Origin of the sequence: Clostridium sp. FP1 (genome assembly GCF_011065975.2) — a bacterium.
Lineage (GTDB): Bacteria > Bacillota > Clostridia > Clostridiales > Clostridiaceae > Clostridium_AD > Clostridium_AD tagluense.
Genome location: NZ_JAAMNJ020000003.1, coordinates 140,644 through 162,789, shown reverse-complemented (window position 1 = coordinate 162,789; position 22,146 = coordinate 140,644). Strand labels below are relative to the sequence as shown.

Here is a 22,146-nt window from a genome sequence, read left to right as displayed (position 1 = left end):
TAAAAACATATGGTTAATTCATTCTCCAGGGACACAGTTACTCCAATCACTTTACAATTCATTTCCTTCATCCATTCTATATGTTTGGATGAAAGTGGCCACAAAATTATACCTTTTGTACTGGCACTATTTGATGTGACAAAAGTGCTAAAGGGACTTATGGGCAATATTTGTCATGTGGTTGCTTTTTACATTAATAGTTTGCGAATTCATACATAGGTTTATGAAATTTACTTTGGAAGTATATGTATTAACATATATTTTGTCGGAAAATTTGGCGCTATCACGATAGCATTTGTAGATACAATAATATAAACTTATAGAGGGAGAGAACCTCTATAAGTTTAAAACTAAAAAAATAATATTAAATATACCAGCAAGAAATAAAAATTGACCTTAATTTTACTTTAATTGTAAAAACAATTTGGACGTTATCTATACTTAGTATGACAGTTTTCATATAAAGCACATAATGGTATAATATTCCTAAGAGTTACGTCGGATTGGTAAAATAATGTGGCATATCAAAGATGTAAAACAAATCAATAAATAATAATTTGAAAAGGAGAATAAATATGGATAGTGTATATGTAAATTGCCCCGAATTTGAAAATAAACGATTCAATTTAAGATTTATTTCTATAGATGACTGTGATGGCTTATTAAAAGTATATTCTGATAAAAAAGCAGTTCCCTTATTTAATAGCGATAATTGTGGCGGAGATGATTTTTACTATAATACACGTGAGAGGATGAAGCAGGCTCTTGATTATTGGAAATTCGAGTATGACCAAAAAAGTTTTGTAAGATGGTCTATTATAGATAAAAAAGATAATATTGCAATTGGAACAATAGAGTTATTTCATAGAGCTTCTAAAGATTATTTTAATAATTGCGGGCTTCTCCGTTTAGATTTGAGAAGTGATTATGAAATAAAAGTCTATATAATTGATATTTTAAAATTGATTATTGATAAAACTTATCAATTGTTTGAGTGTAATATGATAGCAACAAAAGCACTTCATACTGCAAGCGAAAGAGTAAAGGCTTTAAAGGAATTAAATTTTTCACCTACTGAAAATAAGTTGATTGGTCATGATGGGACGGAATATTCATCATACTATTTAAAAAAAAGATAAATTTCAATTTGTAGACTTGATGTAACATAATTTTATATACAGTTCTGTCGTATCTTTCTAAGATATCTAATTAATTAACTTAATATTATTCTCTCAATCTTATATAGATCATTTAGGTTTCAAAGAAAAAGAAATCCGCAAATGTTCCTTCTTGATAAACGACTTCTTGACATGATTTTATAAGTTCAAATTTGCCGTTTGTGTATTCATCTATTATTTTATTCCAAAAATATATAGAAGTGATATTTTTAGGATGACACATTATTTCCCACTTTCCATGACACATATCAAATATTGTTTTTGCCGCATATTTTCCAACACCGGCTGTGCGGTATTTATGCATGACAAAAAACTCTGACATTGCAAAGTCGCAATCCTTGCGTACAGCAAAATCTTTATCAACTAATACAAAGCCTGCCAATTTACCATCAACTTTTATGAAAAAAGGATAGTGATTTTCTTCTGTCCAACAATCTAATACTGCGAATTCATATGACCCAAATTGATTAACATCAAGCTTGTTATACTGAGACCACTCATAACAATATAATTCAAGCAAATTTTGAAGTATCTCTTTCTCATCGTTATTAACTTTTACAACCTGTATATCCATTATTTTTCCTCCAATGCTAATATAACTAACCTTTAATTCGAACTTTCTAACAGTTGTGACGCAACTTAAGAAAAACCCGTCTTAAATATTAGTTTCTTTTTAAGATATAATTTCCAACATGAAACCCATAGCGTTCATAAAAAGGCAATGCTTCGTCATTTGCATAAACTACATTAATTTCAATATTTGTTATTTTATTTGATTCAAACCAAGTTAAAGCATTCTTCATAAGTTTGTCACCTAATCTAAACTTACGATACTGATTTTCAATATATATAGATTCTATTTCTCCTAAATTATCTTCAATTGAACTTAAACAATAACCTATATAATTTCCCGTACCATTGTCTAAAAGTATATCAAGTTTCATAATACCCTTTTGTGCCTTTTTATAAATAGATTCCATTCTTTTATCAAAGGTATGATTCTTATATTTACTCTTAAAATAAATTGATTTAGCATGGTGAATTGAATTAAGCTGTTCCCACAATGGCTTTATAAGTTCAATTTCCGTTATGTCTTTCTCAACTATGCAGATATTCATAAAAACCCCTCCATATTTAATATATATTTCCTACGCATTTTTTTACAGTTGCGCTTTATCACTAGAAACATCATACCATTAAACACCATTTTTGCAAACTAATACAGCATATCTACATACATTTCAAACTATAGTTTGATGTTAAAACCAATTGCCAGCCGTAAAGGTGTACCTTTTTAAACAGTATATGGGTAGAGCCACATTTCCCACACTTCTGTGGGCTAGCTCCTACTTGCACATTAAGAAGATTTCCGGATTTTAATTCATATTCTAGTTGTATTTTTACACCTGAAGCTTGAGAGCATCCACCGGACCTCTGATAAATATTTTTATAGCTTTCTGGTACTTGAAAAGCAGTAGAATCAAGTATTCTTATTCGTTTGAAATATTCATTCCATTTACTTGGTATACAGGTATTATTTGTAATTGTTTGGCGTAATAATTTTTCGAAAGTCTTCTTCAAAAACTTTACACATCTTTCATTTAAACGTTGGTCTAATGCTTGATTGGAAACAAGGATGCCTGTTTTTTCACTAAGTTTTGTGCATAAGGTAACAAGTGTATTATTCGCAACCTCTACATTCATAAAGCAGCATAAACAAACAAATTCCCATGCGCGAGTTTTACTCTTTCTTTTCACAAAACCTGTCTCTCTCGCGACTTCTTCAATCTCATCTTTTGAAAAACAGAGTTTAAGTTCATCTGCAAAAAGCTTTATATCTCCATCCAATTTTATTTTTTTTCCTTCTGTCATGTATAATTCCCCCCCACGGTGTCTTTTTATTGTCTCTTTAATAATAACATTTTTACAAATGGGGGAATTTATTTTTATAGAGTTTTCTTAGCTTGATGGCTATGGGGTAGCGCCAACATTTCCGACAAAACCCACGCTAAGGAATTAAATGGATAAAAAGTTGACTTTTTACCCACTATAAGCCATTGCTACGTAGAATGGGATTATTGGATTATAGGCAAAATTAATGGAGGCATCGTCAATATGACCGCCTCCATTATTAGAACCATCGGTTAAGATGTTAATTCTTCGGTACCCTGCTAGTTTGTTTTGGTATGTATTTTTTCTGTACCTGCCTTAAGAGCTGTCTGGTAGTACCAGCATTTATAATCTATGACTTCAAGTGTTTTCTGCAACGATGCTATCTGTTCATCCATAATTATTTTTCTCTCAATAAACATCTCATAGCGTTCACGCAATGTGGCATCTCCCTGTCCGCACCAGTCTATGAATACTTTAATATTTTTAATGGGCATTCCCGTATTTTTTAGACATTCAATAATTTTCAGTGATCCGAGATCAATATCTGAAAATGAGCGAATACCGGATTTTGAACGTTCCAAATTAGGAAACAGACCTTCCTTATCGTAGTATCTTAAAGTTGAAGCTGATAGATTGAATTTTTTTGCAACCTCTCCAATGGAATATTTCATGTTTGGCACACTCCTTTTCACAAGAACTTAAAGTTAACTTTAACATATTTTATTGAAAATATCATAATGAAAGTATCATGTCAAGTTAATCTTAGCTCTCAACAAATATTTTTACGTTGAATCTGTACTTAATTACAGTGCTATAAGTAGAGGACAGCAATGATGTCTTGAGCTAATTTTATACCCTTACGTTCTCGGGAATATATCAATGGGTTTTTGGCTGTTTTTTGAAAAACATAGGCTGGGAACCTATCCAAGATGTATTCATACTTTATTTTGCCGTACATGACATTTCCGCAACTTCAGATTTGATAATACAATAATGATGTGCAATTATGAACTTTTCAATTTATCTCAAACAGAAAACCACTAATCAAGAACTTATTCTCCTTAATCGGTGGTCTATCTACTCATTATGATTTATTTCAGTTTATTATATTCTTCATCCGTTACCTGTTCACACCATTCATTGCTTGAACCTTCCGTCGATTATTCAACGTATACTTCTTTTGCCAATGCAAACGTTGCCCAGGCATTCGGCCATCCTACATAGAACGCAAGATGTGTTATGATTTCTGCCATTTCTTCAGCGCTAACACCATGATTCTTTGCATTGGTGATATGGTATTTTAAGGAATTATCAAATATTCCTTTTGTCATTAAAGCCGTTACAGTAATGATACTGCGATCTCTTAATGATAATTTATCTTCTCGTGACCAAACCTGTCCAAGAAGCACATCATCGTTTAATTCAGCAAATTTTGGTGCAAATGATCCAAGGGCATCTCTGCCTGCTGTTTATTTCTTCATTTTTTCTCCTTTCTGCGAATCCTAAATCGCTTTCCCCATTTCGTATGCTTCACTCATTAACTTCTCATGATGTTGAATATCACCGATATCGGTTACCCCTACGCCTCGAAGAACACCCGATAACTTTGCTTTATCAAAACACGCAATCCATCCCTCTAAGCCTTTTACTGCAACATCAATAGATTCCAAATTTTCGTCCGCTGCTGTAGCTATCATATAAACTTTTCTAAAGGCATAATCCGATGGGAACAGCGGATTTAGACGGTCAAGCAATGTTTTCATCTGTCCACTCATCTCATAATAATAAATTGGTGTAGCAAACACCACTGCGTCTGCATTCTTAACTTTTTGCGCTATATTATCTGCATCATCTTTAATAACGCATTTCTGTGTTTTCTGACATACAAGACAGCCTTTACAAAATGCGATTGTTTTTCCTTCCAAGCAGATCTTTTCCACATTGTTTCCAGCGTCTTTCGCTCCACGAATAAATTCATCTGCAAGGGTATCGCTATTGCCACCTTTGCGAAGACTAGTAGAGATTACAAGTATTTTCTTAATCATTTTCTTTGTCCTCCTTGAGTTTTTTCATGCTTCGCCAAATCAAAAGTAACCTTAATATTACCATCACCAACAACTTGTACAAAGCTGACCGCATCCTCAATATATCCAAGCCGGGTATAGTTATAGGAGCTTGAGAAGGTTTCATAGAACACGACTAGACAGCCATCGCCGTAAAGAATGATATCTCCGGCATGAATTTTTCCCGGTTGCTCGGAAGCTGTAGGGAGCGTTTTAGATAAATAATAGTATTTTTCATTGCCGTTTAGTTCGCTCATGTCAACGGTGAGCGGAAATTGCTTAACTAACGCCTGCATCGTTTGATTATCATAAAGCTTTGCAGAAAATGCCTTGTTCCCAACCGTAATGATCAAATCTATCATCGTTAATGTCTTTGATGCGGCAACATTATCTGTTTGTTGTGTAGAATTACTTCTTGGTGCTTCATGTTGACTGGTCTGCTTGTTTTCATTCGTTTCGCTGTTATGCAGGCAGTCAGGGAAAAACAGAACATAATCAGACATAGTATCGAAATTACTTTTTTCATGTTTAATATCCTTTTCTGTGTAAACTAAAATAATAGCATTTTGCTACGATACACAATACATTGCCACAAATGAATCATCGCCATACAATCTGCAATAAGATGAAAACAACAGAATTACTCCTGACTGGTTTCTATTTTTTTATGATTTTCGCAGGAACACCACCTACAATAACATTTGCAGGTACATCCTTGGTCACAACTGCACCGGCGGCAATGACAGCACCATCACCTATGGTCACGCCGGGAACGACAGTGGCATTTGCTCCAATCCAGACATTTTTACCAATCACAATGGGCGCGGGATACATAGTGCTGCGTTTTCTCGGATCAATGTCATGATTGAGTGTAGCCAACACGACATTGTGCCCAATGAGAACACCATCGCCAATTGCAATGCCGCCCTGATCCTGAAAACGACAGCCTGAATTGATAAAGACATTCTTACCCACACAGATGTTTTTCCCACAATCCGTATAAAAAGGAGGAAACATAGCAACTGTTGCATCCACCGGTTTGCCAATCAACAAAGAAAACAGTTCCCGTACCTCTTCCGGAGTATGATACTGACCGTTTAGCTCAGCAGTCAACTTTAATGCTTCCTGAGAGACGTCTTTCATTACACGGTGTAATTCCGAACCGCCCTCAACCGCTTCACCTCGATTCAAGTGTGCTAATAAATCATGGATGTCCATTGGTATCCTCCTTATCGATAAGAATTTCTTAGTACATCTACAACATCCTTATGCGTCATTTCACATGGATTTGCTGCAAACAGTCCGCCCATAGTTTCGCGAGCATTGGTCGCAATTTTATCAAACTCATCCGGTGTGATACCATAATCGCTCATTCTGAGTTCCGCCACACCACAGGTTTTTTGCAAGTCTACAAGCACAGTGATGAAATCATCCGGCTTATCAGCTTCTTTGATTCCCATTGCCTTTGCCATTGTGATAAATCTCTCATCACAAGCATGCTTGTCAATAAAGAATTCATAGAACGCTTTTGAAATCATAATAAGTCCTGCACCGTGAGGCAACTCCTGATGATATGCACTCATCGCATGCTCAATAGAATGCTCAGCAGTAGTAACGCTGACGGTCATAACTACACCAGAAAGGGTATTGGCAAATGCCATGTGTTCTCTTGCTTCCATATCGCTACCGTCTTTTACCGCACGAGGAAGATATTTAGCTGCATTTTCAATAGCAGTCAGTGCATACATATCACTCATCAGGCTTGCAAATTTGGAAATATAGCTTTCTGTAGAATGGAAAAGTGCGTCAAATCCTTGATAAGCTGTAAATTTAGTTGGAACTGTCCTCATCAGCTCAGGATCGATTATAGAAATCACCGGGAACAAACGATCATCACCACCAAAGCCAATTTTTTCATTGGTTTCATCATTTGTGATAACACCCCACTGATCTGCTTCTGAACCGGTTCCTGCTGTTGTAGTAATACAAATTACCGGAAGCGGAGCATTTACAATTGATTTGCCTTTTCCAGTCCCACCGGAAATATAATCCCAGATATCTCCATCATTTGTTGCCATTGCCGCCATTGCTTTGGAGGCATCCATAACACTGCCACCACCAAGAGCAACAATAAAATCACATCCGTTATCTCTTGCTGTTTTTACTCCTGCTATAACCGTGGACTTCAACGGATTTGCCTGTACTTTATCAAAGACAACACTTTCAACACCTGCTCTTGTAAGTTCCTCAATAGTGCGATCAAGGAAACCATTTTCTTTAGTGGATTTTCCATTTGAAATAACTACCATTGCCTTTTTGCCAGGCAGTTTCTGCTCATGCAATTCGTTAAGCCTTCCACATCCGAAAATAAATCTTGTTGGTACATACATATTAAAGCTCATTTTTAATTCCTCCATTAATTTTAAATATTGTTTATGTTAAACTCCGATTATTGAGTTCGATATAATTCTACAACTTAAAGTTAACTTTAAGTCAATCTTTTTTTGAAAAAAATCTAAAATTATTTTGGAGGACATAAAATTATATATACAGTCGGTGAAATGGTAAAGCAGCTTGATGTTGATGCTTCAACATTAAGATATTATGATAAAGAAGGGTTGCTTCCATTTAATGCTGCTTGCATCATGGAAAATATTGCATTGGCGGCAACCGATTTGGGATTGGGCAATGTATATCTTTTTGGTGGTGCACTTGCTATAGCCAAAAATCCCGAGCTTTGTGCTGAATTGAAAATTCCAGAGGGATATATTCCGGTGTCCGCCCTTCCAGTAGGAAAGGCTACTAAGCCATTAAAAGAAAGGGAGTTAACACTTTTTTTAAATGGCAACTGAATATATTAAGTAATTATAAATATATATTATTACCTATCAACAAGAGTGGTATCACTCTTGTTTTTGTTTTTATCAATGTTCCATAAACGGTCGTTTTCGGAACTAAAAGAGTTAGATACTTTTTTAGTTCTTATTTTGAATAGGTTTGACTTCTTACTTATATACATCAGTTCTAATACAAATAATCCAGGGATTAAAACCCTTACCATTCTAAACAAATAAATAATTCATTTATAACTTTTCTATTTTTGTTGCATATATAAGGTATTAGGATAAAATCCAAGCTTCTTATAAAAACATATGGTTGATTCATTCTCCTGGGACACAGTTACTCCAATCACTTTACAATTCATTTCCTTCATCCATTCTATATGTTTGGATGCAAGTTGCCACAAAATTATACCTTTTGTACTGGCACTATTTGATGTGACAAAAGTGCTAAAGGGACTTATGGGGAATATTTGACATGTGGTTATTTTTTACATTAATCGTTTCCGAATTCCTACATAGGTTTATGAAATTTACTTTGGAAGTATATGTATTAACATATATTTTGTCGGAAAATTTGGCGCTATCACAATAGCATTTGTAGATACAATAATATTAACTTATAGAGGCAGAGGACCTCTATAAGTTTAAAACTAAAAAAATAATATTAAATATACCATCAAGAAATAAAAATTGACCTTAATTTTACTTTAATTGTAAAAACAATTTGCATGTTATATATACTTAGTGTGACAGTTTTCATATAAAGCACATAATGGTATAATATTCCTAAGAGTTACGTCGGATTGGTAAAAAAATGTGGCACATAGATTAAGAATTACCCAAAAAGGAGAATGGAAATGGACAATGGTGAACATGAGATTGAATGCCCAAATGATAAGTATATCAAACATTATCTTTGGAATGATTATTTTCATGATAGTAAAATAGAAATAGTTGAATTTAGTAATTCAAAAGGAAAAGATAAATATAGGCCAGACCAAGTGGTTTTAACACTAAAATCTGATATTGATATTGATAAGGGATGGGATAGACTTAAAGGAACAGACACTGAAAAAAGAATTTATATTACTGAGAATAAAACTAAATATTTATATAACCTATATTTTGGTGATTGTAAATATTTCAATTATGAGAAATCAATTATGGTTAATGACTATATTAATGGGAGATTTAAGAATACAGCAACCTTACAGAAAATTAAAAAAGCGACTGCTAAACATTATTTTCATTTTAGAATAGCAACAGATGATGGTTATTTAGATATTATTTTCGCTAAGTTTAAAATAAAGAAATTGATAGGTAGAATTTATATTAAAGATATTGAAATTAAAGATTATAATATTCAGTGGTTGCAAAAACATGATAAAGGTATTTTGTTAATGGAAAATGGTGAACTTGATAAAATAAAATTATTGGAACTGGTAAGTAATGGTGATGATAATGAAATGTATTATGCATTATATTATTTTATGAAATACACTGATGAAATAATAATTGATTATGCAAGAAATATAATGAAACTGGATTGGGATAAATATGAAATGTCTAAAATTATGGCAATTTCTGTACTTGGCATACAGGGAAATAAGAAAGATTTACCAGTGTTGGCGAGTGAATACTTTACTGTTGAAGAAAGAGTAAGTGAAGGTGGTGTATATTATTGTAGCACGTTATTACCTAAAAGGAATATAATTGATGCTATCGATAAAATAAAATATCGTGAAAATCAAGATTATGATTTACTAGTATAACAGTATAATTTAGTTCATACTATTCTAAAGTTACGACATAAATAATTTATTTAATGATATCATTATTACCGTAAATTGGAGCCTCAGTCAAAGGCTAGTCCACATCAGATTTTCTCCTTCATGCGAAAATCTGATGTGGCACAAGCTCTTTCACTCTTCGGGTAGTAACGGAACTAAAAACGGCTATAAGCATATAAAAAAATGTATTCAAAATTTTAATACCTGTTTATCATCAACCTTAAGAAAAAGAAAAAAAGGCATTGCTGCCTTTTGGGTTGGTGAATAATATATGAATATTGTTCACTTATCATATATTATTCATTTGTATATTCTCAATTTTTGTTTTCGATTTTCCACCATATTAATTCATCAGTTTCCTTATATTTGATAGCACCTACATTTTCTAACACTTTATGTGAAGGTATATTTGTCTTTTCTGTATCTGCAATCACACACAGTGCTTTGGGATTTTCAAAAATCCATTCAGTTAATCCTTTTAATGCTTCAGTAGCATATCCATTTCTTCTATACTTTTCTTCAATGACATATCCAACAATTACCTCACCAATTTCATTGGGATAGCCTTTAAGCATTATAAAACCAATTATTTGATTTTCTTCTTTATGGACTATAGCCCAATTAGTTAACCATAAATAATTTTCAACATCCTCAAGTACTTTTCTTAACCTTACTTTCATGGCGTATTGCATTTCTTCGTCAAGAATTATATTAGTGACTCTTAATCCCAAATCACTTTGCATTTCTCCATAATCCTCTACTGATAACGCAAGGTGATGTGACTGTAATGGCAATAACTTTAATCTTTCTGTTTCTAAATTGTAATTTATTAACCTTCTTGCTTCTTTAATTTCATTTCTTTTAATTAATCCATAATTCATTTTTACTATGCCTCCATAAAATCAAAATTTGGGCATAAAAATACCCTGAAATAGCTTTTTTAACTACACCAAGGTAAATGAATCTATCTGTATATTATGAAGTCATAACTTTAATATTATTCCAGCTACACATCAAAACTACATTAAAAGACCATATTTGGAGTAGTTATATATTTAAATTCTAACATATTAATTATCTTAATCACTGGCAACCACTCCTTTCAATATTTACAAATATACTATAACATAAAAAGTTAATAATATAAATCTTTATAATATATTTTTTAAAAACTTCGCATTTTTTTACAGTTGCGCTTTATCACTAGAAACATCATACCATTAAACACCATTTTTACAAACTAATACAGCCTATCTACATACATTTCAAACTATAGTTTGATGTTAAAACCAATTGCCAGCCGTAGAGGTGTACCTTTTTAAAGAGTATATGGGTAGAGCTACATTTCCCACAAAACCCACGCTAAGACATAAAACTGATAAATATCTTATAATTCACCAGCTATAAGATATAGTAATGTATGGTACATAATGGTATAATTAGCTTAAAATTGTTGCATGATTGTAGAAATTCGCGAACTAACTACTGATATTTGTTATATGAACGATGACCTTTCAAGATTGAATAATAGGGTGTTAAAAACAAATTCATTTACTGCATTATACATAATAGTGATATAACAACAGAAACGATGTGTTATTGTTTCTATGTGACTTAAAAGAAAAGTGCAACATATTCTGTAGCAGTAACTAGCTATATTGTTTTTTAGATACACATTATTCTTAAATTGTTGAACAATTGTGAAATAGTAATTTAATATCTAAATATAATAAAAAGGGGTGAGAATATGGCAAAAATTAAAATTGTTGATGTAGACAAAATACCTTTATGCCCATATTGCGAGAAGCAATTGGATACAATAGAACGATTATATAAAGGTTTTTTTACCTCCACTGTTATTTATATTTGTCCTCATTGTAATAAAGTAATAAGTATTGGTTATAATGCATAATAAGACGCATTTTTCTTTTATTGTTCATCAACAAGAGTAGAAATGCTCTTGTTTAATATATTATTTTTTGTATTTTCGAAGGTTCATATTAAATAATTGGTATTATCAAACGATTGCTGTGAACACGTTAGGTTTATTGTAACCATATATTTACATATTTATAGCTGATTACTGTTCCATTACTACCTATACCCCTGTTCCTGGTCCAAAAGGAAGCTTTGGACAATCTTATTCACTGTCATTTAATATAACATTCTATTAAGACACCGCAACATTCATCTTTCTATTTAGTATTAGTAGCAGTTAGTAAAGTTCTCTAAAGCAAAAAAAAACGTACTCGTGCCTATCTACGGTAACGTGTACGTGACCGTGGTTACATCCGTACTATTATCAGTGTTTTCAATGCTTTTATCATCAATGGCATTTTTGAAAAATGCATCTGAACCTTGTGCATTTTTCATCATGGAAAGAAAAATAGGATAACTCTTTTTGCCAACTTAGTCTTATTCCAACATAAATTTTATCCTAGGATCATCTTTGACAAAATCAAGGGTTTTATCTTCTTTAAATCCCCCTTTTACTAATCTTTCATATTTATCTTTACCCCAACTGTTGGTTACATTAAATTTCATATGCTTATAAAGCTTTGACTTCATAGAAATATCAATGCTACTTGCTTCATTTACCATATTTATAATCATTTCAATAGCTTTTTCTTTATCCTGTTTTTCTCTTGCTAAAGATAAATCTAATTGATATTTATGGTATGCTCCTAAATCAAATACTTCAGTAACCTTTTTAGCACGCTCTATGTATTCTTCTGCTTCACTAAATTTCTTTTCTTTGTATAACATCTGTATTATTAAAGATAAAGCGGCAAATGTTTCATGAGCATTTTTCCTTAATATACCTTCATAGGCGCCATAAGCCTCATCGATTTTCCCGCTACTTTCAAATAATAATGCCTGTTGAATTTTTTTATCCACCTCTACTTCTGGAATTTTATCTAATGCTTCTTGAGCTTTTTTATACTCTTTTTTCGCCCTATACATTGCTGATAATTCTAATTTTGCCATAGAAGCTGTCTTTACTTTACTGCTTCCTGATACAAGTTCAAGCCAAGCAATGATTTTTCTTTCATATTTATCTTTTTCCTCAATTTGAGGCCCCAATAAATATATCCTTAATACTACTGATATCCAATATGTTAACTCATCACAACTTGGATATTGTTTAATTAAATCACTGGCCTTTTCAAAAGCCTTTTGAAATCCCTCTTTTGATGCCATTTCACCTACCTCTTTTGTAAGCTTTTTTATTTCTACATCTGTTAATTCCTCATTAAATGCTAATAAAGTATTAACATCAATTTTTAAAACACGTGCAAGAGGGGCTAACAGTGCTATATCTGGGCACGATATTCCACTTTCCCATTTATTTACTGCTGGTGCGCTTATATTTAAATAATTAGCAACTTGCTCTTGAGTAAGATTTTCCTTTTTTCTATAATTTCTAATAACCTCACTTATTCTCATAAAATTAACTCCTCCATTTATTCATACATTTAATTAACTTAGGACTTCGTTAATTAAATGATATCAAAGCTATATAATTTAAACAATTGAAGCATTTTCATCTTTTATTCATAAAAATTAACTATTAGTTAATTTAATTCTCCCGATAAAAATATTCAGAATCTTACTTGTGATACAGTATTTCAACTTGAAGCACAGCCTTAACCATTTTTTACTGAGGCGACATAAATAATTTACAAGCTCTTTTAATGCTCCTGGTCCAAAAGTAAGATTTCGACAATCTTACGCACTGCCATTTAATATAACATTCTATTAAGGCATCGCAACATTCATATCTCTATTTACTATTAGTAGCAGTCAGCAAACTTGTCTAAAGCAAAAAAACGTACTCGTGCCCATTAACGGTAACGTGTACGTGACTTCAATTACATCTGTGACATTATCATTGTTTTCAATGATTTTACCATCAATGGTACTATTGAAAAATGCACCTAATTCTTGTCCATTTTTTATCATGTAATGAAAAACAGGATAACTCTTTTTAAGCTCTGAAACTACATCTTTGTGGTCTGCTACTCTATTGTCGTATAAGAAAAATATATTACCAAAACACCGATATATTAAAAGAGTTCTTTGAATATATCGGTGTTTTAATTACTCTAAAATATATTTTAAACATATTCCCTGAAAATAAAAAAAATGGTATTTGAGTAATATTATCTCTTATATTTCAAGTTAATGCAAAGTTTTCTCATACTCCTTATGTTTAATCAAATAAATAAAAGAATAAATGTCCCAATGACATTTGCTAAAAAATGTGAAATAGTACACGAGTAAATATTCTTAGTTTTTTGATAAATCACGCCATAAATAATATTATCTATAAAAATAAAAAACAAGATATAAATAATAAGAGCTGAAATGGAGCCAGCCGAAAAATTTCCTATAGCAAAAAATAATGAAGTAATGATGATAGCCCAAATTGGTTTTATAATATTGCAAAGCTTAGTCTGGAAAAAACCTCTAAATGCTATTTCCTCAGCAAATGCTAAAATCAATAATTTAGGTATCTGTAAAAACGATTTATCAAATGATAACATCGGTTTTTTGTCTAAAACAGACAAGTAGAACTCTGGTAGGACAAATTTAAGCAAACTAACTGATACAATACCCGAAACAACAGGAATCAAAATTAACCACCAATATTTTTTTATATCAGATAAGACGTTTTTTGGAATAAAACCGATGTCTTCCATTTTTCCTTTGTTCCTTTTGTTTTCAATAAATAAATACAATATTGAAAAAAGAATAGTTAATCTTAAGCCAACAACATTATTCAAACCTCCACTTGTTAAGCATAGAAATCCAAAAATTGCAATTGGAATGTAAGTTTTCAATAATTCATTTCTATTTTTCATTCAAATACTCCTTTTCACATTATTGTTAATCTTCACTTGTCCATATTTTACAATTATATAGTAATTATAACATAAGATTTAGATATTAGAAATTATAACATAATATATAAAATCTATTTGCAATATAATTACTTACACCTAACATCGGCTCGTATTAAATTAAACACAAAGAAAACACAGGTTTTTAGCCTGTGTTTTCTTGTTTAAATAGTAGATTAATAGCTTATTATATTAGCGTGATTTCATATGATAATGTTAATTATATTTCAGTAAAAGCACTTCAAAATGGAACCCATTTTTTCTACTGCTTCGCAGAATTCAATGTTAATATCTTTGTATTCATTGTCAAGATATTTGATGAAGCAATACGCAGGAACAGTACATTTTAATTCAGGATTTGCCACAGTAATATCTTCTCCGATTGCCGGTATGAGCTCAAAATATGAGTCATAACTTGGCACTGTCATCCTCTTTGAATAGATGATGTGGTTTTTATAAGGGGTCTCGCCAACATTTCTATTCTCCCATTTTAATTTTACAACATCGCTTACCCTTAGAGCTGAATTTATACCTACAACAAATATAGTATAATCTCTTGAATTTTTTCCGGATAGATAATTTTTTACTGCCTGAATTTCTCTTTTACTTTTTATTGGATCTACTGTTTTGCTTCCTTTTTTCATTTTATCATTTGCCATGTTTATCCCTCGCTTAGTTAGTATTATCAATACTATAATTGTACTTTAACTAACTGGTTTTGAGAAAAAAAATAAGAGCTTTATCATTTAGTGATTAAACCCTAGTTATATCAATACTTTACACTGATGCTATATACTTTTTCGAGTTAGAACTATTAGGTATTTATTCTAACTCAGAATGTTTTGATAAAAGATTTTTTTGGTAATAACTGTCTTAACGTATATTTTCCGCGTTTTGCGAGCATTACCCCATTAATAAGTTATATTTTAGGACCGTTGTGACGCAAAATACGAATGTTGTGACTTAACTTTATAATTAATTTACCAAGAATAATGATCATTTTACGAGCTGCTTTTGCATCACAAAATTCGTTAGTCTTTGTCCGCTTCGTTCAACAACTTGTTTCTTTAAAACATGATAACCACATTTTTCAAAGAAGGGTTTTGCCGTAATAGATGCATGGGTTAGAATCAAATTGAGGTTCTTTTTAAAACCATAGGCTTCAAGCTCAGTTGTAATTGCAGTTGCGATTCCCTTACCTTGATAATCCTTGTGAATAAACAACCTATCCAAATATCCGGTATTATCAATATCGCCAAAACCAACAATTACACCAGTTATTTCAGTAACAACAGTATAATGTTCTGACAGAGATTTATCCCAAGCAATGCGGTCAATTGTTTTTGTTGCCCACACATCAAGCTGTGCATCTGTATAATCTTTTACATTTATGCTATGGACAGTATTGTAAAACAACTCAATGATTTCTTTACAATCATCTGATTGATACACTCTGATTTTCATATATTCTTTCACCCCACAAGCTAATATAAAAATAGTATATTACACTATATGGAAATTTTACGATTCCAGCAAAACAGTTCCTCTTAATAACCCTATCATTTTACACCTCCAAATTATATAAATAATCATTAATTCACAATAAGATACGATTGCTCATAAATCGCAGTTTTGCAATAGTTGAACAATAATGTGATTAGTATGAATTACTAATAAAACAATACTTCTTGCACAAACTATAATACAAGGAGTTGATTTTATGAAAAAAGCAATTATTTCATTATTACTAATAGTATTAATAAGTTTTAATTCAAAAAATGTTTGTTCATATAATAATCCTTATGCCAAGCAAGTAAATGATACTAATCAACAATAACTATACTAACAAGTCCAATGGGTACTAAAGTCGTAAACTTTAAACATAAGTCAGAATAACCTGCTTAAATTAATACAAGTTAAAATAAAGTGTTGGGATAATGAGTATTCTAAACATATATGTTTAATTTTGCTAGCATAACTAATTACACTATGTTACTATAAGTAAAGGTAAAATAGTTTTAAATTACATTGGGAGGCCTCTATGAAACAGTCTATAATACAAATAATATTTTTTATATCATCATGTATATTATCTACACTTTTTTTAGATTATATAAAAATAAATAAACAAATACTAATAGTAATTATATATACATGTATAGTCTCAGTCTATTTAGGTTGCATGCATATATTTAAGAAAAATAAAGAAAAGTTAAAGGTAAACCGAAACTATTAATAAACAATGGATGTCGTGAAAGATACGGTTTACGATACTTTAGATATTAACATAATTACAATCGAAATAATTATTATTAATAGTCCATTCTTAATATACTAAACCTCCACATCTAATGATAGAGGTGTACTTGAGACGGCATATATGAAAGTTCCGGAGTAACTGCAAATACTATAACCTTACTTTTAACCCTTTGATTTTTATGATTTTACTGATTTCTTCTTCATCTTTAGTTTCAAAGTAACTTTCGTATTCATGTGAAGTGTTAATTAACCAAGGCTTATGATTTTTTATAAAAGACAAGTCCTCTGGTAAGTTTGGTTGAACCCAATCATGTAGTGAGTTTGATACTTGCTTTAGTATTTCTTTAGCATGATTATCAGTATTGTAATAATATACCAATGCAGGTTGCTCACCACCATATATTGTACCTGGCCATTCAAATTGCTCTTTTACTTCTTTTAGAGATGGTTGTAATTTTTCTAAAACGTAATTAATATTAGTATTTATATCCATATTAATTCTTACCACTAATACAAATTCATTACAAACTTCAAAAGCTAAATCTATTAAATCTCTATAAATCTTTTCTCTTGGATTAGTTTCTATAAACATAAATTTCCCTCCTTGTAACTTCGACATATTAAAAGATATCGAATTAATTAACTTAAAATTATTCTCTCAATCTTATATAAATCCTTTAGGTTTCAAAGAAAAAGAAATCCGCAAATGTTCCTTCTTGATAAACGACTTCTTGACATGATTTTATAAGTTCAAATTTACCGTTTGTGTATTCATCTATTATTTTATTCCAAAAATATATAGAAGTGATATTTTTAGGATGACACATTATTTCCCACTTTCCATGCAACATATCAAATATTGTTTTTGCCGCATATTTTCCAACACCGGCTGTGCGGTATTTATGCATGACAAAAAACTCTGACATTGCAAAGTCGCAATCCTTGCGTACAGCAAAATCTTTATCAACTAATACAAAGCCTGCCAATTTACCATCAACTTTTATGAAAAAAGGATAGTGATTTTCTTCTGTCCAACAATCTAATACTGCGAATTCATATGACCCAAATTGATTAACATCAAGCTTGTTATACTGAGACCACTCATAACAATATAATTCAAGCAAATTTTGAAGTATCTCTTTCTCATCGTTATTAACTTCTACAACCTGTATATCCATTATTTTTCCTCCAATGCTAATATAACTAACCTTTAATTTGAACTTTTTTACAGTTACGACATAATAATTTATTTAATTATACCATCATTACCGTAAATTGGAGTATAAAAAAGTGAATGTATGATTTTAGATAAAGGCTGTATGATAAATGGTTATTCTATAAAAAAATGTGCCGAGATAGTCGAGATTAGTGTGACTACATCTTTTTATTGGAGGCATAAGTTTTTAGATGCTATCAGAGTGTATATGGGTATTGGTAATGTTGGTGGAGTTATAGAAGTTGACGAGGCGTTTTTCAGAGAATCTTTTAGATGAAATCATAAGAAAAGCACTACGTTTATAATGCCACGAAAACCTTATAAACGTGGGAATCACAAGGAAGGCATATATCATATACAACATATTAATGCGTTTCATAGCAAATTAAAAGAATGTATGTATGGATTTTACAGTGTTGCTACAAAATACCTTGATAACCACATGTACTGGTTTAAATGGTTACAGTTTTTTAACGACATTTCAGAAGGAAGTCTCCTACTTCTATAAGTGGGAGTCTAAATCTCCTTCTGAAGTCGTTAATATTGCAGCTTCGCAGAAGATGATTTAATACAGAGAAGGATACTGTAAAAAGCAAATACTTATTAGTTCAGTCACATACATCTCATTCTGATACAAAGTTAAAAGATTTTAAGATTAGGGAAGCAATTTATATTTAATTATGTTATATAATTAAATACGGACACAACAGTATTTCAATAGGAATTTATACATGTATTACTAGTAAGAGGTTAATAAAAATATGGAGTAAAATTGATATTGTTAAATTATTTGTATAGTTATATATTAAAGAAAAAATTATTCCTGAAATCATAGCTGACAGGTTTTGTATAATATTTCCAGATAAGACTCCATGACAAATCCCAAATATGAAAGATTATATTAGAATTGCTATGATAGGTACTCTTATTATAAGGAAATGTGATGCAGAAGATGAATTATCATTTGTTAAACTTAATCTGGACTTTATGCAGGAAGTAATGGATGAGAATCCTTATTGGATATCTTTGAAAATACCCATAGAAAAAGAAATGAAAAGTGTGCTCAGAGAGGCATTGATTATGCCTGAACATATACTAATTTTTGTTGGTGAAGTTGATGGTGAGGTGATCGGATATGCGAATACATGGACGGCTTACAGCATATGGTCCAGAGGTAAAGCTTTAACAATTGATGATTTATATATATCTTCACCCTATAGAAGAAGTGGTATTGGGGAAGAACTAATGAAATATTTAATGGAGTTTGCTAAACAGAATGGATATAAAAGGGTCCAGCTACATGCAGAATTAAACAATGAGAGGGCGCATAGCTTATATAGGAAGCTAGGATTTAGTGAAGAAGAAATGATTTTTTTATGAAACAGGTAGAGCTCTAAGGATGACACATCTCAAACACAAAACATTACGACGCAATATTATTTTATTATTGTGCGACAAGAATGCAAATAAATGCTCTTGTTTTATTTTTAGAAATTATTTGCTTAACGTAATCAAAAGCCATGGTTTATATCTATTTTATGTAATGGTCTAAGACTTTTTTATTGCATTTTAGTTAACACCCTTTGTAAGATCCCCCCTAAATAATAGTAATATATCGTACATAATGGTATTATTTACTTGCAAGTTGATCCATAATGGTATAAAATAACGAAAAAAGTAAGGATTATTTTAGGAGTGATTCTATGAAGAAATGTATTGTAATAATGGGATAGTCAGAAAATTAGCATAATACAAAGGAGAGAGTTAAACATGACTATTCCAAATACAAATAAAGTATATCCAAGAAGTAACGATTACCAAACAATATATCTTAAAAATGTAATTACAAGAGATAATATAAAAGTTGGAGCTTATACAATATATAATGATTATTATAATGATCCAAGGGATTTTGAAAAAAATAATGTATTATATCAGTATCCTGTAAACAATGATAAATTAATAATTGGGAAGTTTTGTTCAATTGCATGTAAAGCGAAGTTTCTCATGACAAGTGGAAATCACACAATGAAATCACTAGCTACTTATACATTTCCAATATTTTATGAGGAATGGGGTTTAGACGTCAGCCATATAACAGATGCTTGGGATAATAAGGGAGATATTGTGATTGGAAATGATGTGTGGATAGGTTATGACGCTATAATTATGTCAGGTGTGAAAATTGGTGATGGTGCAATTATTGGAACCAGAGCAATAGTTACTAATGACGTTCCACCTTATACTATTGTTGGAGGCATACCTGCAAAAGTTATAAAGAAAAGGTTTAATGATGATATAATTTTAAAATTATTGAAAATTAAGTGGTGGGATTGGCCAGATGAAAAAATCCAAACAAGTATTCAACACATTCAATTAGGAAATATTGACAAATTAGTTTAAGGTTTTATGGCTAATTATTCTCATTTAATGAATCAACAATAAAAACGGAATAATAGATATGAACGCCAGAATATTCAATAATTAATATTCTGGCGTTTTTAGCTCGGAATACAAAGATATTTAAAACAAAGTTTATTCCAAAATATCAAACTTTGTTTTAAATTACCAATCTTTTATTAATCAATAAGGGTAGAAATATGTTCTTGTTCTTTTATCATAAATGTACTACTGGAAAATCAGTTTATAAAATAAACTTTAACGACATTTCAGAAGGAAAGTCTCCCACTTCTATAAGTGGGAGTTACAAGCTATAACAAATAGAAAACTTCAGTGGGAGTATAAATCTCCTTCTGAAGTCGTTAATATTGCAGCATCGCAGATGATGATTTAATAAGTATCTAAAACCTATTCATCATAAAAGACCCCAGCAAATATCAGATGTAAACAACACTACATAGGTATAGTTGTGATGAATAATAGTTCCCTTTCGGTAAAGGTGGTGGTCGCGAGCTTTACCGAAAGGGCTGCGTAGACTTGGGATTTTTATATAGGATGAATTATCCATAGTTTGGTGACATAAAATAATGCCAACACAAAACCCCTACTTTTTGTGACAGTTATAGGTTTGTAAAAATAGTATCTGGTGGTATAATATTCTTGAAAGTTAAGTCGGATTGGTATTTTATTGTGCGACGCATAGATTATTTATGTACTATGTGCTAAATACTGATAGGAATGAGGGTGATAAATTGAACAGAGATAGAAATTGGACGGTTTTGTTTATAGGCGGTGCTTCAGGTATGGGTAAATCAAGTGTTGCCTATGAACTGGCTCATTTTTATAACGTGAATGTCATGGAAGTGGATGATATTTGCCAAGCTGTAAAGGCAATGACAACGAGAGAGATTCTTCCGGCAATTCATTATTGGAGTACCGGCATAAACTGGATAGATATCGGTGTAAGCGGCAATGTAAAGTGGCTTATTGACGTAAGCAAAGAAATGATTCCCGGATTAAAGGCAATTGTTGACAATCACATTGAAGCTGATGTACCAGTCATTATTGAGGGTGATTTTATACACCCTGAATTTGCGGCATCTTTTGAAAATCCAAAGGTAAAATCTATATATATATATGAGCCGGATAAAAATCAAATTGTGCAAAATTATCTTGCCAGAGAGGGTGGCGAATTGCAACATTTCAGAGCGGATACCAGTGCTGAGTATGGAGATTGGCTAGTGGATACCTGCGGGAAATTAGGGATTAAAGTGATTGAATCAAGGCCATGGGATACTGTTGTAGATAGGATTATAGAAAGCATACTGTAGCGTATAATACCAGCATCTTTAGTTGGTATTATTCGTATTTCACGTCATAACAGCCACAAAATAGTAGTACCATTTTTGCTTTACAGTTCATTAAAAATGGTAAATACTGTCTTGTGGCTGTTTTTTGCACGAATCGTTGCCGTACTCCACTGTCAAAAACATAGGAGGGGTTTTATTATGAAACTTAAGAAGGGAGTGAAGACAAAATGAGAAGTGGCGAATACAGAGAGTATGTAAAAAATATAAATACTAATGAAATAAATTAAAGC

24 protein-coding genes and 2 pseudogenes are annotated in these 22,146 nt (G+C 31.4%); 8 read left to right on the top strand and 18 right to left on the bottom strand.

The window, feature by feature from the left end; translation table 11 throughout:
• Positions 1-575 precede the first annotated feature (575 nt).
• Positions 576-1,139 carry a GNAT family N-acetyltransferase gene (locus G9F70_RS26585; protein ID WP_164948106.1) on the top strand — a complete coding sequence of 188 codons (564 nt, stop codon included), beginning with the start codon at positions 576-578 and terminating at the stop codon, positions 1,137-1,139.
• A 112-nt stretch (positions 1,140-1,251) separates the two neighbouring features.
• Here the strand turns inward: G9F70_RS26585 and G9F70_RS26580 are convergent, their stop codons facing one another.
• From G9F70_RS26580 to G9F70_RS26540, 9 genes and pseudogenes are all read right to left on the bottom strand, one after another.
• Positions 1,252-1,752 carry a GNAT family N-acetyltransferase gene (locus tag G9F70_RS26580; RefSeq protein ID WP_220323261.1) on the bottom strand — a complete coding sequence of 167 codons (501 nt, stop codon included), beginning with the start codon at positions 1,750-1,752 and terminating at the stop codon, positions 1,252-1,254.
• An 88-nt stretch (positions 1,753-1,840) separates the two neighbouring features.
• Entirely contained in the window at positions 1,841-2,296 is a 456-nt protein-coding gene (locus G9F70_RS26575; RefSeq protein ID WP_164947737.1) for a GNAT family N-acetyltransferase, read from the bottom strand.
• Positions 2,297-2,408: 112 nt separating this feature from the next.
• Complete coding sequence (locus G9F70_RS26570) at positions 2,409-3,050, bottom strand: IS4 family transposase (RefSeq protein ID WP_164947738.1); 642 nt, start codon at positions 3,048-3,050, stop codon at positions 2,409-2,411.
• Positions 3,051-3,349: 299 nt separating this feature from the next.
• Positions 3,350-3,742 (bottom strand): MerR family transcriptional regulator, encoded by a 393-nt coding sequence (locus G9F70_RS26565; RefSeq protein WP_164947739.1) that lies wholly within the window; start codon positions 3,740-3,742, stop codon positions 3,350-3,352.
• A gap of 489 nt (positions 3,743-4,231) precedes the next feature.
• A pseudogene (locus G9F70_RS26560) lies at positions 4,232-4,540 on the bottom strand (carboxymuconolactone decarboxylase family protein); the annotation flags it as partial.
• Between the two features lie 33 nt (positions 4,541-4,573).
• On the bottom strand, positions 4,574-5,116 hold the full coding sequence (locus tag G9F70_RS26555) for a flavodoxin family protein (RefSeq protein ID WP_164947740.1): 543 nt from the start codon (positions 5,114-5,116) through the stop codon (positions 4,574-4,576).
• Complete coding sequence (locus tag G9F70_RS26550; protein ID WP_224617982.1) at positions 5,113-5,637, bottom strand: cyclophilin-like fold protein; 525 nt, start codon at positions 5,635-5,637, stop codon at positions 5,113-5,115. Before G9F70_RS26550 ends, G9F70_RS26555 begins: the two co-directional genes overlap by 4 nt.
• Before the next feature lie 154 nt (positions 5,638-5,791).
• Positions 5,792-6,352: a sugar O-acetyltransferase gene (locus G9F70_RS26545; RefSeq protein ID WP_164947741.1), complete on the bottom strand. Its 561-nt coding sequence runs from the start codon at positions 6,350-6,352 to the stop codon at positions 5,792-5,794.
• 11 nt (positions 6,353-6,363) lie between these two features.
• Complete coding sequence (locus G9F70_RS26540) at positions 6,364-7,536, bottom strand: iron-containing alcohol dehydrogenase (protein WP_164947742.1); 1,173 nt, start codon at positions 7,534-7,536, stop codon at positions 6,364-6,366.
• A 138-nt stretch (positions 7,537-7,674) separates the two neighbouring features.
• Here G9F70_RS26540 and G9F70_RS26535 point away from each other — a divergent pair, with 138 nt between their 5' ends.
• Positions 7,675-7,986, top strand: a complete 312-nt coding sequence (locus G9F70_RS26535; protein ID WP_164947751.1) for a MerR family DNA-binding transcriptional regulator — start codon at positions 7,675-7,677, stop codon at positions 7,984-7,986.
• A gap of 242 nt (positions 7,987-8,228) precedes the next feature.
• Here the strand turns inward: G9F70_RS26535 and G9F70_RS27585 are convergent, their stop codons facing one another.
• Complete coding sequence (locus tag G9F70_RS27585; protein WP_369430283.1) at positions 8,229-8,381, bottom strand: GNAT family N-acetyltransferase; 153 nt, start codon at positions 8,379-8,381, stop codon at positions 8,229-8,231.
• Between the two features lie 453 nt (positions 8,382-8,834).
• Here G9F70_RS27585 and G9F70_RS26530 point away from each other — a divergent pair, with 453 nt between their 5' ends.
• Positions 8,835-9,749 carry a hypothetical protein gene (locus tag G9F70_RS26530; protein ID WP_164947743.1) on the top strand — a complete coding sequence of 305 codons (915 nt, stop codon included), beginning with the start codon at positions 8,835-8,837 and terminating at the stop codon, positions 9,747-9,749.
• A 332-nt stretch (positions 9,750-10,081) separates the two neighbouring features.
• On the opposite strand, the gene G9F70_RS26525 is transcribed toward G9F70_RS26530, so the two are convergent.
• Positions 10,082-10,648 carry a GNAT family N-acetyltransferase gene (locus G9F70_RS26525; protein ID WP_164947744.1) on the bottom strand — a complete coding sequence of 189 codons (567 nt, stop codon included), beginning with the start codon at positions 10,646-10,648 and terminating at the stop codon, positions 10,082-10,084.
• 866 nt (positions 10,649-11,514) lie between these two features.
• Between G9F70_RS26525 and G9F70_RS26520 the strand changes: the two genes are divergently transcribed.
• Entirely contained in the window at positions 11,515-11,679 is a 165-nt protein-coding gene (locus G9F70_RS26520) for a hypothetical protein (protein ID WP_164947745.1), read from the top strand.
• A 503-nt stretch (positions 11,680-12,182) separates the two neighbouring features.
• On the opposite strand, the gene G9F70_RS26515 is transcribed toward G9F70_RS26520, so the two are convergent.
• The 6 genes from G9F70_RS26515 to G9F70_RS26490 form a co-directional block, all read right to left on the bottom strand.
• Positions 12,183-13,214 carry a helix-turn-helix domain-containing protein gene (locus G9F70_RS26515; protein ID WP_164947746.1) on the bottom strand — a complete coding sequence of 344 codons (1,032 nt, stop codon included), beginning with the start codon at positions 13,212-13,214 and terminating at the stop codon, positions 12,183-12,185.
• A 770-nt stretch (positions 13,215-13,984) separates the two neighbouring features.
• Positions 13,985-14,632, bottom strand: a complete 648-nt coding sequence (locus G9F70_RS26510; RefSeq protein ID WP_164947747.1) for a CPBP family intramembrane glutamic endopeptidase — start codon at positions 14,630-14,632, stop codon at positions 13,985-13,987.
• Between the two features lie 266 nt (positions 14,633-14,898).
• The gene (locus G9F70_RS26505) at positions 14,899-15,330 is read right to left on the bottom strand and encodes a hypothetical protein (protein WP_202882666.1); all 432 of its coding nucleotides are present in this window, start codon (positions 15,328-15,330) and stop codon (positions 14,899-14,901) included.
• A gap of 337 nt (positions 15,331-15,667) precedes the next feature.
• The gene (locus G9F70_RS26500) at positions 15,668-16,135 is read right to left on the bottom strand and encodes a GNAT family N-acetyltransferase (protein WP_164947748.1); all 468 of its coding nucleotides are present in this window, start codon (positions 16,133-16,135) and stop codon (positions 15,668-15,670) included.
• Positions 16,136-17,078: 943 nt separating this feature from the next.
• Positions 17,079-17,522: a stage III sporulation protein AH gene (locus tag G9F70_RS26495; protein ID WP_224617979.1), complete on the bottom strand. Its 444-nt coding sequence runs from the start codon at positions 17,520-17,522 to the stop codon at positions 17,079-17,081.
• Between the two features lie 85 nt (positions 17,523-17,607).
• A complete protein-coding gene (locus tag G9F70_RS26490) occupies positions 17,608-18,108 on the bottom strand; it encodes a GNAT family N-acetyltransferase (RefSeq protein WP_224617977.1) in 501 nt (166 codons plus the stop codon).
• Positions 18,109-18,246: 138 nt separating this feature from the next.
• Here G9F70_RS26490 and G9F70_RS27580 point away from each other — a divergent pair.
• Positions 18,247-18,621 (top strand): annotated as a pseudogene (locus tag G9F70_RS27580) (hypothetical protein); the annotation flags it as partial.
• A gap of 250 nt (positions 18,622-18,871) precedes the next feature.
• Here the strand turns inward: G9F70_RS27580 and G9F70_RS27575 are convergent.
• A complete protein-coding gene (locus tag G9F70_RS27575; RefSeq protein WP_411956032.1) occupies positions 18,872-18,988 on the bottom strand; it encodes a type II CAAX prenyl endopeptidase Rce1 family protein in 117 nt (38 codons plus the stop codon).
• A 46-nt stretch (positions 18,989-19,034) separates the two neighbouring features.
• On the opposite strand from G9F70_RS27575, the gene G9F70_RS26475 reads away from it, so the two are divergent.
• The 3 genes from G9F70_RS26475 to G9F70_RS26465 all read left to right on the top strand — a co-directional run bounded on the left by G9F70_RS26475 (position 19,035) and on the right by G9F70_RS26465 (position 21,877).
• Positions 19,035-19,526, top strand: a complete 492-nt coding sequence (locus G9F70_RS26475; protein ID WP_164947914.1) for a GNAT family N-acetyltransferase — start codon at positions 19,035-19,037, stop codon at positions 19,524-19,526.
• A 390-nt stretch (positions 19,527-19,916) separates the two neighbouring features.
• Positions 19,917-20,549 carry a CatB-related O-acetyltransferase gene (locus G9F70_RS26470; protein ID WP_164947913.1) on the top strand — a complete coding sequence of 211 codons (633 nt, stop codon included), beginning with the start codon at positions 19,917-19,919 and terminating at the stop codon, positions 20,547-20,549.
• A 707-nt stretch (positions 20,550-21,256) separates the two neighbouring features.
• Positions 21,257-21,877: a hypothetical protein gene (locus tag G9F70_RS26465; RefSeq protein ID WP_224617974.1), complete on the top strand. Its 621-nt coding sequence runs from the start codon at positions 21,257-21,259 to the stop codon at positions 21,875-21,877.
• Positions 21,878-22,146: the final 269 nt, after the last annotated feature.

What these genes read in the sequence shown, in the direction of transcription:
- G9F70_RS26585 (WP_164948106.1), top strand. Translation starts at nt 576, where the DNA reads ATGGATAGTGTATATGTAAATTGCCCCGAATTTGAAAATAAACGATTC.
- G9F70_RS26580 (WP_220323261.1), bottom strand. Translation starts at nt 1,752, where the DNA reads ATGGATATACAGGTTGTAAAAGTTAATAACGATGAGAAAGAGATACTT.
- G9F70_RS26575 (WP_164947737.1), bottom strand. Translation starts at nt 2,296, where the DNA reads ATGAATATCTGCATAGTTGAGAAAGACATAACGGAAATTGAACTTATA.
- G9F70_RS26570 (WP_164947738.1), bottom strand. Translation starts at nt 3,050, where the DNA reads ATGACAGAAGGAAAAAAAATAAAATTGGATGGAGATATAAAGCTTTTT.
- G9F70_RS26565 (WP_164947739.1), bottom strand. Translation starts at nt 3,742, where the DNA reads ATGAAATATTCCATTGGAGAGGTTGCAAAAAAATTCAATCTATCAGCT.
- G9F70_RS26555 (WP_164947740.1), bottom strand. Translation starts at nt 5,116, where the DNA reads ATGATTAAGAAAATACTTGTAATCTCTACTAGTCTTCGCAAAGGTGGC.
- G9F70_RS26550 (WP_224617982.1), bottom strand. Translation starts at nt 5,637, where the DNA reads ATGTCTGATTATGTTCTGTTTTTCCCTGACTGCCTGCATAACAGCGAA.
- G9F70_RS26545 (WP_164947741.1), bottom strand. Translation starts at nt 6,352, where the DNA reads ATGGACATCCATGATTTATTAGCACACTTGAATCGAGGTGAAGCGGTT.
- G9F70_RS26540 (WP_164947742.1), bottom strand. Translation starts at nt 7,536, where the DNA reads ATGAGCTTTAATATGTATGTACCAACAAGATTTATTTTCGGATGTGGA.
- G9F70_RS26530 (WP_164947743.1), top strand. Translation starts at nt 8,835, where the DNA reads ATGGACAATGGTGAACATGAGATTGAATGCCCAAATGATAAGTATATC.
- G9F70_RS26525 (WP_164947744.1), bottom strand. Translation starts at nt 10,648, where the DNA reads ATGAATTATGGATTAATTAAAAGAAATGAAATTAAAGAAGCAAGAAGG.
- G9F70_RS26520 (WP_164947745.1), top strand. Translation starts at nt 11,515, where the DNA reads ATGGCAAAAATTAAAATTGTTGATGTAGACAAAATACCTTTATGCCCA.
- G9F70_RS26515 (WP_164947746.1), bottom strand. Translation starts at nt 13,214, where the DNA reads ATGAGAATAAGTGAGGTTATTAGAAATTATAGAAAAAAGGAAAATCTT.
- G9F70_RS26510 (WP_164947747.1), bottom strand. Translation starts at nt 14,632, where the DNA reads ATGAAAAATAGAAATGAATTATTGAAAACTTACATTCCAATTGCAATT.
- G9F70_RS26505 (WP_202882666.1), bottom strand. Translation starts at nt 15,330, where the DNA reads ATGGCAAATGATAAAATGAAAAAAGGAAGCAAAACAGTAGATCCAATA.
- G9F70_RS26500 (WP_164947748.1), bottom strand. Translation starts at nt 16,135, where the DNA reads ATGAAAATCAGAGTGTATCAATCAGATGATTGTAAAGAAATCATTGAG.
- G9F70_RS26495 (WP_224617979.1), bottom strand. Translation starts at nt 17,522, where the DNA reads ATGTTTATAGAAACTAATCCAAGAGAAAAGATTTATAGAGATTTAATA.
- G9F70_RS26490 (WP_224617977.1), bottom strand. Translation starts at nt 18,108, where the DNA reads ATGGATATACAGGTTGTAGAAGTTAATAACGATGAGAAAGAGATACTT.
- G9F70_RS26475 (WP_164947914.1), top strand. Translation starts at nt 19,035, where the DNA reads ATGAAAGATTATATTAGAATTGCTATGATAGGTACTCTTATTATAAGG.
- G9F70_RS26470 (WP_164947913.1), top strand. Translation starts at nt 19,917, where the DNA reads ATGACTATTCCAAATACAAATAAAGTATATCCAAGAAGTAACGATTAC.
- G9F70_RS26465 (WP_224617974.1), top strand. Translation starts at nt 21,257, where the DNA reads ATGTACTATGTGCTAAATACTGATAGGAATGAGGGTGATAAATTGAAC.